This window comes from Pseudomonas sp. EA_65y_Pfl2_P78, assembly GCF_963970495.1.
In the GTDB taxonomy this organism is placed as follows: domain Bacteria; phylum Pseudomonadota; class Gammaproteobacteria; order Pseudomonadales; family Pseudomonadaceae; genus Aquipseudomonas; species Aquipseudomonas baetica_A.
Genome location: NZ_CAXAON010000010.1, coordinates 98,180 through 113,111 on the forward strand (window position 1 = coordinate 98,180; position 14,932 = coordinate 113,111).

The following is a 14,932-nucleotide window of genomic DNA, read 5'->3' on the forward strand; positions in this document are numbered from 1 at the left end:
GGTAAAAAAAGACCCGGCAAAAAGCCGGGTCAAAAACCGTGATTAGCCTGATGAGGAGATAGTCCAGAAGACCGACCTAAGGTCTCTGGTCCACCGACTGATCTCGCGACCAGTTGCTTGCAATAATAATCATTATCATTTGCAAGTCAAATGTTTTTATCTGTGCGATTGGAAAACTCTTTCCCGCACGATCGTCCCCCGTTCCTCAGACTTCATCGCCATCGAGCGAGTGGTCAACCATCGCCCGCGCCATATCCACCATATGAACCACTGAAAACGCCAGGTCGCGATTCGCGCCTTGCAGGTTTTCCGCAGCCTTGAAAGCAGTGGCGGCCGCGCAGCGCAACAGATCGGAGGCGTGCACCAAGGCTTCTTCGCCACTGAGATGCTGTTTGACATCGAAAAAACGCTCATCGACCTCGGGTTCTGACACAGCTGGTTTCAAGTAATAATCCAAGGCTCGCTGCGCCGCGGCGTTGCCTTGTGGTGAAGTAAACGTGGTGTCCATCTGCAGATCGGGCAAGTCTTTGCTGCTGATATTCATGATGAAAGGCCGCTCCTTGTTCGATTGAAAATCCGTGCCTTCAGAATAGTACGATGCGTAGTTGTGACCACATTTTTAATACTACAATATGTGTTTTGTTGGCCGGAGGTGTCCGAGTAAGGTGCCGCACATGGATAAATGGATTGAGTTGGTCAAGGCCAAGATGAGTGAGCTCAAAATCACTCAAACAGAGCTCGGAGAGCGCGTCGGCATGTCCCAGGGGGGCATCGGTCATTGGCTGAACAAACGTCGCGAACCCGGTATCACGCAGATGAACCGCGTGCTGCAAGCGCTCGGCATGGATTTCCTTGAAGTGGTGCTGGTGATTCGTGAGCCGCAGGTGACGCCGGATGACGAGATGCCGCTGGCGCAGAAGTACAACCCGTACTTTCGTTACCCGGTCAGCGACTGGCAGACACCCTGCGAGGTGCGCGAGAACGGATCCGCCTATGCCCCGACGTCAGCCAGGCAGCGGTTCGCACTCACGGATTATCATGCCCGTGGTGCGGCGTTCTGGCTGACGGTGGCAGGGAATTCGATGACCGCTCCCAGCGGTCAGAGTATTGCCGAAGGCATGCTGATTCTGGTGGATCCAGAGGTCGAGGCCGTGCCCGGTAAGCTGGTGATTGCCCAGTGGGCGGGCAGCGATGAAGCGATTTTTCGCAAGCTCGACGAAGAGGGCGGCCAGCGTTATCTGGTGCCGCTCAATCCGACCTGGCCCAAGGCCCTGTTTACCGATGAATGTCGAATCATCGGCGTCGTGGTACAGGCTACGGCGCGTTTCTAGTCAGATCGATCCTCGCCAGGCGCAGGATCGATCCTTCACTCACGCTTCTTCCAGTTCAACCAAAGCGCTGCCTTCGCCGACCATTTCGCCTTCCTGGCAATACAGCGCTTTGATCACCCCGGCATGTGGTGCGCGGATGCTGTGTTCCATCTTCATGGCTTCCAGCACCACCAGTTGCGCACCGGCCTCGACCTTCTGCCCGGGCTCGACCAATACCCGTACGATGCTGCCGTTCATTGGCGCAGTCAGACCGCCCTGATGAGTGTGGCTGGCTTCGGCCGCACTGATCGGATCGTACGCCTCGATACGCCGCAACTCGCCATCCCAGCGCAGATACAGCGAATCTCCCTGACGAGTAGCGCGCAACGCGCGACGTACGTTCTCTTGCTCAACCACCAGCGTCTCGCCCGTTAGTGTGGCGTTGCCACCTGAACTCAGCGTCAGCGCTCGATCCTGGCCCTCACAGCTCAAGTGCAGGGTGAATTCCTTCGGCAGGCCGGTGCGCAATCCGCTGTTAAGCGACCACGGCGAAGAAGGATCGTCCGCCCGCATAACGCCCGGCAGACTCTGCGCGAACGCCTGCGCCGCTGCATCCCAGAATGCCTCGCTCAACTCGCCCGGCGGCGGCAGTAGCTGCTCCTGATAACGCGGAATAAACCCGGTATCCAGTTCTGCTGCCGCAAACGCCGGGTGAGCGATGATGCGTCGCAGGAAGTTGATGTTGGTTTTCAACCCGCCAATGGCGAATTCGTCGAGCATGCACAACAAACGCAGGCGCGCCTGTTCACGATCCTCTCCCCAGGCGATCAACTTGCCGAGCATCGGGTCATAGAACGGCGAAATTTCATCACCTTCTTCAACGCCACTGTCGACTCTGCGCCCCGGCCCCTCAGCCGATTCGCGATACAGCTGCAAGCGGCCAGTCGCCGGCAGAAAATCATTTGCAGGGTCTTCGGCGTACAACCTGACCTCAATCGCATGGCCGTCAAGCGGCACTTGATCCTGCGTGATCGGCAGCGTTTCACCACGGGCCACGCGGATCTGCCAGGCCACCAGATCAAGACCGGTAATCGCCTCGGTCACCGGGTGCTCAACCTGCAGCCGGGTGTTCATCTCCATGAAGAAGAATTCGCCGCGTGCGTCGAGCAAAAACTCCACCGTCCCCGCGCCGACGTAACCGATGGCCTGTGCCGAACGCACCGCCGCTTCACCCATGGCCTTGCGCAGTTGCGGCGACAGGCCCGGTGCCGGGGCCTCTTCGACCACTTTCTGATGGCGGCGTTGAATCGAGCAGTCACGCTCATTGAGGTACAGGCAATGGCCGTGCTGATCGGCAAACACCTGGATTTCCACATGACGGGGTTTGAGCAGGTATTTCTCTACCAGCATCCGCGAGTCGCCGAATGACGACTGCGCCTCACGCTGAGCGGAGGCGAGGGCTTCAGCCAGTTGACTGACGTCCTCAACCACTTTCATGCCTTTGCCGCCACCACCGGCCGTGGCCTTGAGCAACACCGGGTAACCGATGCGTTCGCAGGCGTCACGGAAGGTGTCGATATCCTGTGCTTCGCCGTGATAACCCGGCACCAGCGGTACACCAGCGGTTTCCATCAGCGCTTTGGCGGCTGATTTGCTGCCCATGGCGTCGATGGCGGACGCGGGTGGGCCAAGAAATATCAGGCCCGCCGCCTCGATAGCGCGGGCGAACCCGGCGTTTTCGGAAAGAAAACCATAACCCGGATGAATCGCTTGAGCGCCGCAGGCCTTGGCCGCCGCGATCAGTTTGTCGATTTGCAGATAACTGTCAGCCGCTTTGCTGCCACCGAGATCAACACGGATATCCGCTTCTCGGCTGTGCCGCGCTTCACGGTCGGTAGCGCTGTGCACCGCGACAGTGGTCAGGCCCAAGGCTTTGGCGGTGCGCATGACCCGGCAAGCGATTTCGCCACGGTTGGCCACCAGCAGGGTGGTGAGAACAGGTGCGCTCATCAACGCGGCTCCTTGGTGGTGGTTGCGGCTTGCCAGTTCGGCGGACGTTTTTGCAGAAAGGCACGCAAGCCTTCCTGGCCTTCGGGGCTGACGCGGATACGCGCGATGGCGTTTTCGGTGTAGCGGCGCAGGGCCGGGGTCAGTGAGCCGTTGCCGACTTCGCGCAGCAGATCTTTACTGGCGCGCAGCGCAGCGGGGCTGTTGAGCAGCAGCTTGTCGATCCATTGCTCAACCTGTTGCTCCAGCTCAACGGCCGCATAGCTCTCGGACAATAAACCGAGTTCTCGCGCTCGCTGGCCGCCAAAACGCTCGGCGGTCAGGGCATAACGACGTGCTGCGCGTTGACCGATGGCTTGCACCACGAACGGACTGATCACCGCCGGCGCCAGACCGATGCGTACTTCCGACAGGCAGAACTGCGCATCATCGGCGCCGATGGCCATGTCGCAGCAACTGATCAGGCCCAATGCGCCACCGAACGCTGCGCCTTGCACCACGGCTAGCGTCGGGATTTTCAGTTTGGCGAGGTTGTACATCAGCTCAGCCAGCTCGCGCGCGTCGTCCAGGTTGGTGTGGTAGTCGAGTTCGGCCGATTGCTGCATCCAGGCCAGATCGGCGCCGGCGCTGAAGTGCCGGCCACGGCCGCGCAGCAGCAGGAAGCGCAGGCTGGTATCGCTGGCAACCTTGTCGAGGGCCAGGATCAGTTCGCGGATCATCTGGGCATTGAAGGCGTTGTTCTTTTCTGCACGGTTGAGCCACAGCGTCGCGAAACCCCGTGGGTCACTGTGCAGTTCGAGGGTGTTGAAATCGCTCATATTCGTCCATCTCCACGGTCCTTGTGGGAGCGGGCGTGCTTGCGAAAGCGTCTATTGAGTCACATCCATAGTGGATGTGCCGCCGTCTTCGCGAGCAAACCTGCGCCCACAAAACATCACATCCGGAACACGCCAAAGCGGCTCGGTTCGATAGGCGCGTTCAGTGACGCGGACAAGGCCAGGGCCAGCACATCGCGGGTCTGCGCCGGGTCGATGACGCCGTCGTCCCACAGGCGTGCACTGGAGTAGTACGGGTGACCCTGCTCTTCGTACTGGTCGAGGATCGGCTGCTTGATCTCGGCTTCCTGTTCCGCACTGAAGGCCTGGCCGCTGCGTTCGGCCTGTTCACGCTTGACCTGCACCAGCACGCCTGCTGCCTGTTCGGCGCCCATCACGCCAATCCGCGCATTCGGCCACATCCACAGGAAGCGCGGATCGTAGGCCCGGCCGCACATGCCGTAGTTACCGGCGCCGAAGCTGCCGCCGATGATCACGGTGAATTTCGGCACCTTTGCACACGCCACGGCGGTGACCAGTTTTGCGCCGTGCTTGGCGATGCCGCCCGCCTCGTATTTCTGACCGACCATGAAGCCCGTGATGTTTTGTAAAAACAGCAGTGGAATACCGCGCTGGCAGGCCAGTTCGATGAAGTGCGCGCCTTTTTGCGCGGCTTCGGCGAAGAGGATGCCGTTGTTGGCGAGAATCGCGATCGGATACCCGTGCAGATGTGCGAAACCGCACACCAGCGTGGTGCCGAACAGCGCCTTGAATTCATCGAACACCGAACCGTCGACCAACCGCGCAATCACTTCGCGCACATCGAACGGTTGCTTGGCGTCCGCCGAAACCACGCCATACAACTCGTCGCTGGCGTACAGCGGAGCAATCGGCGTGCGCTGCTGCACTTCGCCGAGTTTGCGCCAGTTGAGGTTGGCGACGCTGCGGCGGGCAAGGGCGAGGGCGTGTTCGTCGCTCTCGGCGTAATGGTCGGCGACCCCGGAAATCTTGCAGTGCACATCGGCTCCGCCCAGCTCTTCGGCGCTGACCACTTCACCGGTCGCGGCTTTCACCAGCGGCGGGCCGGCGAGGAAAATCGTCGCCTGATTGCGCACCATGATCGCTTCATCGGCCATCGCCGGCACATACGCGCCGCCCGCCGTGCACGACCCCATCACCACGGCAATCTGCGCAATGCCCATCGCGCTCATGTTGGCCTGGTTGAAGAAAATCCTCCCGAAGTGCTCGCGGTCCGGGAACACCTCGTCCTGACGCGGCAGGTTGGCGCCGCCCGAGTCCACCAGGTAAATGCACGGCAGCCGGTTCTGCTGGGCGATGGTCTGGGCCCGCAGGTGTTTCTTCACCGTCAGCGGGTAGTACGAGCCTCCTTTTACGGTCGCATCGTTGGCGACGATCATGCATTCGACGCCTTCCACGCGGCCGATCCCGGCAATCACCCCGGCGGCTGGCACGTCCTCACCATAAACGGCGTAAGCCGCGAGTGGGCTGATTTCCAGAAACGGCGAGCCCGGATCGAGCAAGCGGTTGATCCGCTCACGCGGCAGCAGTTTGCCGCGTGAGGTGTGACGCTCCTGAGCTTTCGCGCCGCCGCCCTGGGCCACTTGGGCGAGCAGGGTGTGCAGGGCGTCGACTTGTTTGAGCATCGCTGCGCTGTTGGCGGCGAATTCCGCTGAACGAGGATTGAGCTGAGTGTGCAGGGTAGCCATGGTCAGCTCCGTTTAGCGGGTTTCGTTGAACAGTTCGCGACCGATCAGCATGCGACGGATCTCACTGGTGCCTGCGCCGATTTCGTACAGCTTGGCGTCACGCAGCAGGCGGCCAGCCGGGAATTCGTTGATGTAACCGTTGCCGCCAAGAATCTGGATCGCGTCGAGGGCCATTTGCGTGGCGCGCTCGGCGGTGTAGAGGATCACCCCAGCGGCGTCCTTGCGCGTGGTTTCACCGCGTTCGCAAGCCTGAGCCACTGCATAGAGGTAGGCACGGCTGGCGTTCAGTTGGGTGTACATGTCGGCGACTTTGCCCTGGATCAGCTGGAATTCGCCGATGCTCTGGCCGAACTGCTTGCGGTCGTGGATGTACGGCACGATCAGGTCCATGCACGATTGCATGATCCCGGTCGGGCCGCCGGACAGCACGACACGTTCGTAATCGAGGCCGCTCATCAGGACTTTCACGCCGCCGTTGAGGGCGCCGAGGATATTGTCTTCCGGCACTTCGACGTCATCGAAAAACAGTTCGCAAGTGTTGGAGCCGCGCATGCCGAGCTTGTCGAACTTGTTGCTGCGGCTGAAGCCTTTCCAGTCACGCTCGACGATGAACGCGGTGATGCCGTGCGGGCCTTTTTCCAGATCGGTCTTGGCGTAGATCACGTAGGTGTTGGCGTCGGGGCCGTTGGTGATCCAGGTTTTGCTGCCGTTGAGGACGAAGCGGTCGCCGCGTTTGTCGGCGCGCAGCTTCATCGAAACCACGTCGGAGCCGGCATTCGGCTCGCTCATCGCCAAAGCACCGACGTGCTCGCCGCTGATCAGCTTGGGCAGGTATTTGATTTTCTGTTCGTGGTTGCCGTTGCGGTTGATCTGGTTGACGCAGAGGTTGGAATGCGCACCGTAGGACAGCGCCACCGAGGCCGAGCCGCGGCTGATTTCTTCCATCGCGACCACATGCGCCAGATAACCCAGGCCTGCACCGCCGTATTCTTCCGGCACGGTGATGCCGAGCAGGCCCATGTCACCGAACTTGCGCCACATGTCGGCCGGGAACAGGTTGTCGTGATCAATCTGCGCAGCACGCGGGGCGATCTGATCGGCGACAAAGGACTGAACCTGATCGCGCAGCATGTCGATGGTTTCACCGAGGGCGAAGTTCAGGGATGGGTAGCTCATGGGTCACCTTTTGGCTTTTTTGTAGGGTGGGGAGGGCGGTCGGCTCTCACCTTTACGTTAACGTAAGCCTGCGATGAATGACTGTCAATCACCCTTTACGTTAACGTCAACTTGAGCGAGAGTAGGAGTCGTTCAAGATCGAAAACGGATTGTCTTTTGTGGGGCGAGCTTGCTCGCGAAGGCGGTGGTTCAGTCGCCATATTGGTTGAATGACACACTGCCTTCGCGAGCAAGCCCGCTCCCATCAAAAATAGAACTCCGGTAAACCCACTAATAAAGACAATAGGGGTCATCATGGATCAACCCAGTGCAAACCCGCAGCGCAGCTACACTCGCGGCTCCCAGGAGCAAGCTTTGCTGGCGATGACCATCGGTCAGCAGTTCGACCAGACTGTGGCGCAATACCCGGACGGCGAGGCGCTGGTGGTGCGTCATGAGCAGTCGCGCTATTCCTGGCGGCAACTGGGGGAGGCCGTGGATCTGCATGCCCGGGCCTTGCTCGCATTGGGATTGCAGACGGGTGACCGCCTCGGTATCTGGGCGCCGAATGGCGCGCAGTGGTGCATCACGCAAATCGCCACGGCAAAAATCGGTGTGATCCTGGTCAACATAAACCCGGCCTACCGCAGCTCCGAACTTGAATACGTATTGAAGCAATCCGGCTGCCAATGGCTGGTCTGCGCCGGGTCGTTCAAGTCCTCCAACTACCACGCCATGGTGCAGGGGCTGGCGCCGGAACTGGCCGAGCAATCCATCGGCCAGTTGCGCAGCGAGCGCCTGCCGGATTTGCGCGGAGTGATCAGTCTCGATGCGCAGCCGCCCTCAGGTTTTCTGCCGTGGTCGCAACTGGCCGATCTGGCAGCCAGTGTCCCCCTGGAGCAATTACGCGACCGCAGCAACAGCCTGCACTTGGATCAACCCATCAACATCCAGTACACCTCCGGCACCACCGGTTTTCCCAAGGGCGCGACCCTCAGTCACTACAACATCCTCAATAACGGTTACATGGTCGGCGAAAGTATTGGCCTGACGCCCCTTGATCGGCTGGTGATTCCGGTGCCGCTGTACCACTGTTTCGGCATGGTCATGGGCAACCTGGGCTGCATCACCCACGCCAGTACGATGATTTACCCCAGTGACGCCTTTGATCCGCTATTGACCCTGCAAACCGTCGCCGAAGAGAAAGCCACCGGGCTGTACGGCGTGCCAACCATGTTTATTGCCATGCTCGATCAACCGCAGCGCGCCGGGTTCGACCTGTCGAGCCTGCGCACCGGGATCATGGCTGGCGCCACGTGTCCGATTGAAATCATGCGTCGGGTGATCAACGAAATGCACATGAGCGAAGTGCAAATCGCTTATGGCATGACCGAAACCAGCCCGGTATCGCTGCAAACCGGTCCAGATGACGAACTGGAACTGCGCGTGACCACCGTCGGCCGCACCCAGCCGCAACTGGAAAGCAAGATCATCGATGAGGCTGGCAACCTCGTACCCCGAGGCACCATCGGCGAACTCTGCACTCGCGGTTACAGCGTAATGCTCGGTTACTGGGGCAACCCGCAAGCCACGGCCGAGGCCATCGATGACGCGGGCTGGATGCACACTGGCGATCTGGCGAGCATGAATGACGAGGGTTACGTGAACATCGCCGGGCGTAACAAGGACATGATCATCCGGGGTGGCGAAAACGTTTATCCGCGCGAGCTGGAAGAATTTTTCTTCACCCATCCAGCAGTGGCGGACGTGCAGGTAATCGGCATTCCCTGTTCGCGTTACGGGGAAGAGATCGTCGCCTGGATCAAATTCCATCCCGGTCACAGCGCTTCGCAGCTGGAACTGCAAACCTGGTGCAAGGAGCGCATCGCGCACTTCAAGACGCCGCGGCACTTCAAGTTCGTGGAGGAGTTTCCAATGACGGTGACCGGCAAGGTCCAGAAATTCAGGATGCGCGAGATCAGTATCGAGGAGTTGAGAGAAAAGCAGGCCTGAAAACATTCAACGGTGGGGGCAGGATTGCACGCGATAGTGCAGTGTCAGAAACATAGGTGTCGACGGAACCTGCGCCTTCGCGAGCAAGCCCGCTTCCACAAAAGGTCGGTTGTGAAACAAGAATGGCAGAAAGCACAAAGGGGAGCCGAGGCTCCCCTTTAATTTTGTCGTCGCGTGCTCTTTTTATTATTGAGGCTCGGTCTGTTGTTGTTTTTAGCAACCGTGGCCTTCTACCGCTTTTTTGGCGACCCCCATCCGGGGTCAAGAGCAAACGTATTTTTTTGAGCGCTGATTTGCTTTCTCGTTAAACGATCCAACCGATTCGGGAGCTACCTGAAGGTAGTTTTATTGTTCTCTGCCCGGTTGCGGGTCACTCCTGAGAGCACCCTGAAAAGCACACCTTCTCCAAAAAAATCTGTTAGCTGCGTCTCTGCCGTGTTGTTCTTGTTATGTCAGAGTCGGTACGTCTTATTTTTATTGGTTTGCTGCTTTTTATTCTTGTTATGCCATAGAGATAGCAGAACGCGTGCCAACTTTAAAAAAGCTATATAAATCAATAGCTTGGCGTTTCTCTTGTTTTTTTCGTTCTGTCAAAGCCAGACAATTTGTTTCCGTGTTACTCGTTTAAGCCCACATTGGCGACACCGCGGTAACACCGTCCCTCATTACTGTGCGCTACGTGCCTTGGCCACACGCGAACCGCTCGGGCGACCGAGCACCGCGCTGATCTGCTGGCCTGCGTCAATCAAGGCGTCCAGGTCGATACCGGTTTTGATCCCCAGGCCGTTGAGCAGGTACACCACGTCTTCGGTCGCCACGTTACCGCTCGCGCCTTTGGCGTAAGGGCAGCCGCCGAGTCCGGCGATAGAGCTGTCGAACACCGCAATGCCTTCGAGCAGACTGGCGTAGATGTTGGCCATGGCCTGGCCGTAAGTGTCGTGGAAGTGCCCGGCGAGTTTGTCCCGTGGCACTTGTGCCGACACCACGTCGAACAGACGCCGGGTCGCGCCAGCCGTGCCAGTGCCGATGGTGTCGCCCAGCGATACTTCATAGCAGCCCATGGCGTACAACTCCCGGGCAACCATGGCCACTTGCTCTGGCGCGACCGTGCCTTCATAAGGGCAGCCAAGCACGCAGGAAACGTAACCGCGCACGGTAACGCCGTGTTGTTTCGCCGCATCCATGATGGGGGCAAACCGCGCCAGGCTTTCACTGATCGAGCAATTGATGTTGCGCTGCGAGAACGCTTCGGACGCGGCGGCGAACACCGCGACTTCCTTGACCCCGGCCGCGATAGCGTCTTCGAAGCCGCGCTGGTTCGGCGCCAGTGCGCCGTAGGTCACGCCGGGTTTGCGCTGGATCTGCGCGAAGACTTCGGCAGAACCGGCCATCTGCGGGACCCATTTGGGCGAGACGAAACTGCCGACTTCTATATAGCCCAGACCTGCGGCGCTCAGGGCATCGACCAGTTGCACCTTGTCAGCGACGCTGATGGGCTGGGCTTCGTTCTGCAGGCCATCGCGAGGGCCGACTTCGATCAGGCGTACTTCGGAGGGGAGGGACATTGGGCGGACCTGTTCTTTTGAATTCGAGATGACCCCCTCGTGGGAGCGGGGAGATGTTGTGTTCAATTACTGCGCTATCTGCTGGCTCTTGAGTGTCAGCTCCAGTGCCTGTACGCAGCGTTCTTCGGCGGTATCGAGTTCCAGCTTCATCTGTTCGATGTCGAGCAACTGCTGCTCTAGCTGTTCGCGGCGTTCGCTGATTTTCGCCAACATGCTGTTGAGCTGTTTGGTGTTACCGCTGGACGGGTCGTAGAGCTCGATCAATTCGCGACATTCGGCCAGCGAGAAACCGATGCGCTTGCCGCGCAGGATCAGCTTCAGGCTGACTTTGTCGCGTGGCGAATAGATGCGTTCCTGGCCTCGGCGCTCGGGGCTGAGCAGGCCTTGCTCTTCATAAAAGCGGATCGCCCGTGTGGTGATGTCCAGTTCACGGGCGAGGTCGGAAATGCTGTAGGTCTGGCTGCTCATGAAAGCGCTCGGAAATAGGGGCTTGGCGCTAAGCTAATGGCTGCTTTACGTTTACGTCAAGCGACGCAATGCCTTACACCTTATCCAGTTTTTTCTCATGCGCCGTCACCTGCTGGCACAACTCGATCATCTGTTCGCGCATCCAGCGGTTGGCCGGGTCCTGATCGGTGCTTTCATGCCAATACAGGTGAGTCTCCACCGGCGGCACATCGTTGACCGGCAAATTAAACGCATGCAGTTCATGCCGACGGGCAAAACGCTCCGGCACGGTCATGACCATGTCGGTCTGCTGCATCACTTGGGATGCCATCAGGTAGTGCTGGGAGCGCAGGGCGATCTTGCGCTGAATGCCCATTTTGCCCAGGGCCAGATCGACATAACCCAAGCCGCTGCGACGGCTGGAAATGTGGATATGCGTCAGCGACAGATAGTCATCGAGGCTGAGTTTTTCCTTGCCAGCCATCGGGTGCCCCTTGCGCATCGCGCAGACGTAGCGGTCTTCCATCAGCTTGACGTGGCGCACCTGCGGGTCGGTGTTGAGTGGCGCATCGACGGCAAAATCCAGTCGCCCGGCCGCCAGTTCCTTGGTGGTTTCCCGGCGTTTGGACAGAAAACTTTCGATGATCACTGTCGGGGCCAGTCGGCGCAAACGCTGGAACAGCGGCGGCAGAATCACCGCTTCAGTGAGGTCGGTCATGCTGATGCGATAGGTCTTGGCCGCTTGCGCCGGGTTGAAAATACGGCTTTCCTGAACCGACACTCGCAACAGCGACAGCGCGTTGCGCACCGGGCCGATGATGTTCTGCGCCATCGGCGTCGGCACCATGCCCTGGGCCGTACGCACGAAGAGCGGGTCGTTGAAGGTCTCGCGCAACCGCGCCAATGCGTTGGACACCGCCGGCTGAGTGATGCCGACAATCTGCCCGGCGCGGGTCAGGTTGGCTTCGGTGTAGATCGCGTCAAAGACGATGAAAAGGTTGAGGTCGACCTTGCTCAGATTCATAACGCGGCTTCTCTTGTTTTAAGGGCAGGTGTTTTAGGGGCTGACGATCACTGGATCATATATCGGTGATGAATGTTTATACACGCCGAGAATAGGCTAGGTAAATTATCAACGCTGTTCTAGCATCGATTGCATGACCTGAACAACCTCTCGAAAAAGAAGGTACTGCCCATGGATTTCGCTTATTCGCCCAAGGTGCAAGAACTGCGTGAGCGCGTGACCGCGTTCATGGACACTTACGTTTACCCGGCCGAAGCCGTGTTTGAACGCCAGGTTGCCGAAGGCGACCGCTGGCAGCCGACCGCGATCATGGAAGAGCTCAAAGCCAAGGCCAAGTCTGAAGGATTGTGGAACCTGTTTCTGCCCGAGTCGGAACTCGGCGCCGGCCTGACCAACCTCGAATACGCACCGCTGGCGGAAATCATGGGCCGCTCCTTGCTGGGGCCAGAGCCGTTCAACTGCTCGGCGCCGGACACCGGCAACATGGAAGTGCTGGTGCGCTACGCCAACGAAGAACAGAAACAGCGCTGGCTCGAACCGCTGCTGCGCGGCGAGATCCGCTCGGCGTTCGCCATGACCGAGCCGGACGTTGCCTCGTCCGACGCCACCAACATGGCCGCCCGCGCTGTGCGTGATGGTGACGAGTGGGTGATCAACGGCAAGAAATGGTGGACCTCCGGCGCCTGCGACCCGCGTTGCAAAATCCTGATCTTCATGGGCCTGAGCAACCCTGATGCGCCGCGCCACGCCCAGCACTCGATGATCCTCGTGCCGGTCGATACCCCCGGAGTGAAAATCGTCCGTCCGCTGCCGGTGTTTGGCTACGACGATGCACCGCACGGTCACGCCGAAGTGTTGTTCGACAACGTGCGCGTGCCGTACGAAAACGTCCTGCTCGGTGAGGGACGCGGCTTCGAAATTGCTCAGGGCCGACTTGGCCCCGGCCGGATTCACCACTGCATGCGGTCGATCGGCATGGCTGAACGGGCGCTGGAGTTGATGTGCAAACGCTCGGTGAACCGCACGGCATTTGGCAAACCGCTGGCACGCCTGGGCGGTAACATCGACAAAATCGCCGACTCGCGAATGGAAATCGACATGGCCCGTTTGCTGACGTTGAAAGCGGCGTACATGATGGACACCGTGGGTAACAAAGTCGCCAAGAGCGAGATCGCGCAGATCAAAGTCGTCGCGCCGAACGTGGCATTGCGCGTGATTGACCGAGCGATTCAGATCCACGGCGGGGCCGGGGTGTCGAACGATTTCCCGCTGGCCTACATGTATGCCATGCAACGCACCCTGCGGCTGGCCGATGGCCCGGACGAAGTGCACCGTGCGGCGATCGGCAAGTTCGAGATCGGCAAATATGTGCCGAAGGAAATGCTGCGCAGCGAGCGCTGATCCCGCGCCGCGTTATCGTTCTTCGCGAGCTTGCTCGCGAAGACGTCAATGCAGGTGCCAATGAGCACTCAATACACCCAAACCTCCACTCGCCGATTCTTGATCCGGCCTTCATCGGCACTGTTGGTCGCCACCGGCATCAGCGCCCCAAAGCCACGAACCTCACGCAATACCACGCCGTTCTTGACCAATTCGCGCCGCACCGCCATCGCCCGCAATTTGGACAGCAGATCCGCGCGCGCCGGGTCATCCTTGGCATCACCAAACCCCACCAGTGTTACCGCGCGATCGGTCTTGTCGTGACCCTTTATATAGTCGAGCACCCGTGCCAGATCTTGCCGCGCCTTGTTATCCAGGCTGGCGCTACCTTCTTCAAAACGGAAGTTCACGGTCAGACGTTGGGCGTGGCGGCTCAGGGATTGATAGCCCTCGGGCATCAGCGAGTTGGGAGTGACGCTCATCGCCCGCACGGTCTGACTGATAAAGCCGTTGGCGGCGACAATCGTCTGGCCCTGAGGGCTTTGCGCAAATGCCACCAACGCTCTCGCCCACAGGTTTTTGCTGTCTGGCGGCAGATAGAAGAACAGCCGTCGGGACAGCGGATAGTCTTCGGTGGCAATCAGATTGTTAAGCGCCAGCATCGATTGCGAAGCGCCATCAGCGATTGCCACGGCTTTTGCCTGACGCACATAAGGCAGGCCAATGAAGCCAATGCCTTGCGGGTCACTGCTCACGGCGTCGGATAACTGCTCGCTGGATTCGAACCTTTTCGCCTCAATGCTCAGATTTTTCCCACGAGGGCTGAGGACCAGTTCCTTAAACGTGTCGTACGTGCCGGACTGATCATCCCGCGCATATAAATGAATCGGGCCGTCACGACCGCCGAGGTCTTTCCAGGTTTTCACCTCGCCACTGAAGATGCGCGCCAGTTGTTCGGTGTCCAGTTGCTGCAGCGGGTTGTCGGGGTGAAGGATGATCGCCACACCATCGATGGCAATGACTTGCTCGGCAGCGGGATTTTTCAGGTCGCCCAGCGATTGCAGGCTGAGCAACTCGCTGTCCTTGATCTCGCGGGAGGAGGCCGCCAGATCGGCGCTGGCGTTCTTCAACGCGGCGAAACCGGTACTGGAACCGTGGGCGGCGACTTCCACCACGACGCGTTTACCTTGGGCGGTCAGGCCGACGATGCGTTGTTCGTTGGCGGTATCCGGGGGCTCGCGGTGGATTTTCAGCAGGCCTTGTTCCTGCAAGAGACCTTCGACCAGCGCCGGGCCGAGTTCAGCGCCGATGGTGTTGGAGCCTTGAATGCGCAACGCCGGGCCGTTTTCGGGTATCGGCAGGGCAGCGGCAGAGACCGTCAGCCCTGCACTCAATAGAAAAACGAACAGAACACGCAGGATCATGCCGGCACCGAATCAAGCCAAGGGGATTGCCGGGGAGATTAAGTCAGTCGCATGACCAAAAGATT

General features: G+C 59.5%; 12 protein-coding genes. 3 read left to right on the forward strand and 9 right to left on the reverse strand.

Annotated features, from left to right (window positions below):
• Window positions 1-205 precede the first annotated feature (205 nt).
• A complete protein-coding gene (locus AACY02_RS11165) occupies window positions 206-544 on the reverse strand; it encodes a DUF6124 family protein (RefSeq protein WP_339431984.1) in 339 nt (112 codons plus the stop codon).
• Window positions 545-674: 130 nt separating this feature from the next.
• On the opposite strand from AACY02_RS11165, the gene AACY02_RS11170 reads away from it, so the two are divergent.
• On the forward strand, window positions 675-1,331 hold the full coding sequence (locus AACY02_RS11170) for a LexA family protein (RefSeq protein ID WP_339431985.1): 657 nt from the start codon (window positions 675-677) through the stop codon (window positions 1,329-1,331).
• Window positions 1,332-1,370: 39 nt separating this feature from the next.
• Here AACY02_RS11170 and AACY02_RS11175 read toward each other — a convergent pair whose 3' ends face one another.
• The 4 genes from AACY02_RS11175 to AACY02_RS11190 form a co-directional block, all read right to left on the reverse strand.
• Window positions 1,371-3,320: an acetyl/propionyl/methylcrotonyl-CoA carboxylase subunit alpha gene (locus AACY02_RS11175; RefSeq protein WP_339431986.1), complete on the reverse strand. Its 1,950-nt coding sequence runs from the start codon at window positions 3,318-3,320 to the stop codon at window positions 1,371-1,373.
• Window positions 3,320-4,135, reverse strand: a complete 816-nt coding sequence (locus AACY02_RS11180) for a gamma-carboxygeranoyl-CoA hydratase (protein WP_339431987.1) — start codon at window positions 4,133-4,135, stop codon at window positions 3,320-3,322. Before AACY02_RS11180 ends, AACY02_RS11175 begins: the two co-directional genes overlap by 1 nt.
• 116 nt (window positions 4,136-4,251) lie before the next feature.
• Window positions 4,252-5,859, reverse strand: coding sequence for a carboxyl transferase domain-containing protein (locus tag AACY02_RS11185; RefSeq protein WP_221730427.1), 1,608 nt, complete (start codon window positions 5,857-5,859; stop codon window positions 4,252-4,254).
• Between the two features lie 12 nt (window positions 5,860-5,871).
• Window positions 5,872-7,035, reverse strand: a complete 1,164-nt coding sequence (locus AACY02_RS11190; protein WP_339431988.1) for an isovaleryl-CoA dehydrogenase — start codon at window positions 7,033-7,035, stop codon at window positions 5,872-5,874.
• A gap of 294 nt (window positions 7,036-7,329) precedes the next feature.
• On the opposite strand from AACY02_RS11190, the gene AACY02_RS11195 reads away from it, so the two are divergent.
• Window positions 7,330-9,027, forward strand: a complete 1,698-nt coding sequence (locus tag AACY02_RS11195; protein ID WP_339431989.1) for an AMP-binding protein — start codon at window positions 7,330-7,332, stop codon at window positions 9,025-9,027.
• Between the two features lie 665 nt (window positions 9,028-9,692).
• Here AACY02_RS11195 and AACY02_RS11200 read toward each other — a convergent pair.
• The 3 genes from AACY02_RS11200 to AACY02_RS11210 all read right to left on the reverse strand — a co-directional run bounded on the left by AACY02_RS11200 (window position 9,693) and on the right by AACY02_RS11210 (window position 12,063).
• Window positions 9,693-10,592 (reverse strand): hydroxymethylglutaryl-CoA lyase, encoded by a 900-nt coding sequence (locus AACY02_RS11200; RefSeq protein ID WP_339431990.1) that lies wholly within the window; start codon window positions 10,590-10,592, stop codon window positions 9,693-9,695.
• A 66-nt stretch (window positions 10,593-10,658) separates the two neighbouring features.
• Window positions 10,659-11,060, reverse strand: coding sequence for a MerR family transcriptional regulator (locus AACY02_RS11205; protein WP_339431991.1), 402 nt, complete (start codon window positions 11,058-11,060; stop codon window positions 10,659-10,661).
• 73 nt (window positions 11,061-11,133) lie between these two features.
• A complete protein-coding gene (locus tag AACY02_RS11210; protein ID WP_339431992.1) occupies window positions 11,134-12,063 on the reverse strand; it encodes a LysR family transcriptional regulator in 930 nt (309 codons plus the stop codon).
• 171 nt (window positions 12,064-12,234) lie between these two features.
• Between AACY02_RS11210 and AACY02_RS11215 the strand changes: the two genes are divergently transcribed.
• On the forward strand, window positions 12,235-13,464 hold the full coding sequence (locus AACY02_RS11215; RefSeq protein ID WP_221730422.1) for an acyl-CoA dehydrogenase: 1,230 nt from the start codon (window positions 12,235-12,237) through the stop codon (window positions 13,462-13,464).
• A 68-nt stretch (window positions 13,465-13,532) separates the two neighbouring features.
• Here AACY02_RS11215 and AACY02_RS11220 read toward each other — a convergent pair whose 3' ends face one another.
• The gene (locus tag AACY02_RS11220; RefSeq protein WP_339431993.1) at window positions 13,533-14,867 is read right to left on the reverse strand and encodes a phosphate ABC transporter substrate-binding/OmpA family protein; all 1,335 of its coding nucleotides are present in this window, start codon (window positions 14,865-14,867) and stop codon (window positions 13,533-13,535) included.
• Window positions 14,868-14,932 lie beyond the last annotated feature (65 nt).

Excerpts from the sequence above, each read along its gene's own strand:
- AACY02_RS11215 (WP_221730422.1), top strand. The coding sequence starts at position 12,235 with ATGGATTTCGCTTATTCGCCCAAGGTGCAAGAACTGCGTGAGCGCGTG.
- AACY02_RS11180 (WP_339431987.1), bottom strand. The coding sequence starts at position 4,135 with ATGAGCGATTTCAACACCCTCGAACTGCACAGTGACCCACGGGGTTTC.
- AACY02_RS11210 (WP_339431992.1), bottom strand. The coding sequence starts at position 12,063 with ATGAATCTGAGCAAGGTCGACCTCAACCTTTTCATCGTCTTTGACGCG.
- AACY02_RS11195 (WP_339431989.1), top strand. The coding sequence starts at position 7,330 with ATGGATCAACCCAGTGCAAACCCGCAGCGCAGCTACACTCGCGGCTCC.
- AACY02_RS11190 (WP_339431988.1), bottom strand. The coding sequence starts at position 7,035 with ATGAGCTACCCATCCCTGAACTTCGCCCTCGGTGAAACCATCGACATG.
- AACY02_RS11170 (WP_339431985.1), top strand. The coding sequence starts at position 675 with ATGGATAAATGGATTGAGTTGGTCAAGGCCAAGATGAGTGAGCTCAAA.
- AACY02_RS11200 (WP_339431990.1), bottom strand. The coding sequence starts at position 10,592 with ATGTCCCTCCCCTCCGAAGTACGCCTGATCGAAGTCGGCCCTCGCGAT.
- AACY02_RS11185 (WP_221730427.1), bottom strand. The coding sequence starts at position 5,859 with ATGGCTACCCTGCACACTCAGCTCAATCCTCGTTCAGCGGAATTCGCC.
- AACY02_RS11220 (WP_339431993.1), bottom strand. The coding sequence starts at position 14,867 with ATGATCCTGCGTGTTCTGTTCGTTTTTCTATTGAGTGCAGGGCTGACG.
- AACY02_RS11175 (WP_339431986.1), bottom strand. The coding sequence starts at position 3,320 with ATGAGCGCACCTGTTCTCACCACCCTGCTGGTGGCCAACCGTGGCGAA.
- AACY02_RS11205 (WP_339431991.1), bottom strand. The coding sequence starts at position 11,060 with ATGAGCAGCCAGACCTACAGCATTTCCGACCTCGCCCGTGAACTGGAC.
- AACY02_RS11165 (WP_339431984.1), bottom strand. The coding sequence starts at position 544 with ATGAATATCAGCAGCAAAGACTTGCCCGATCTGCAGATGGACACCACG.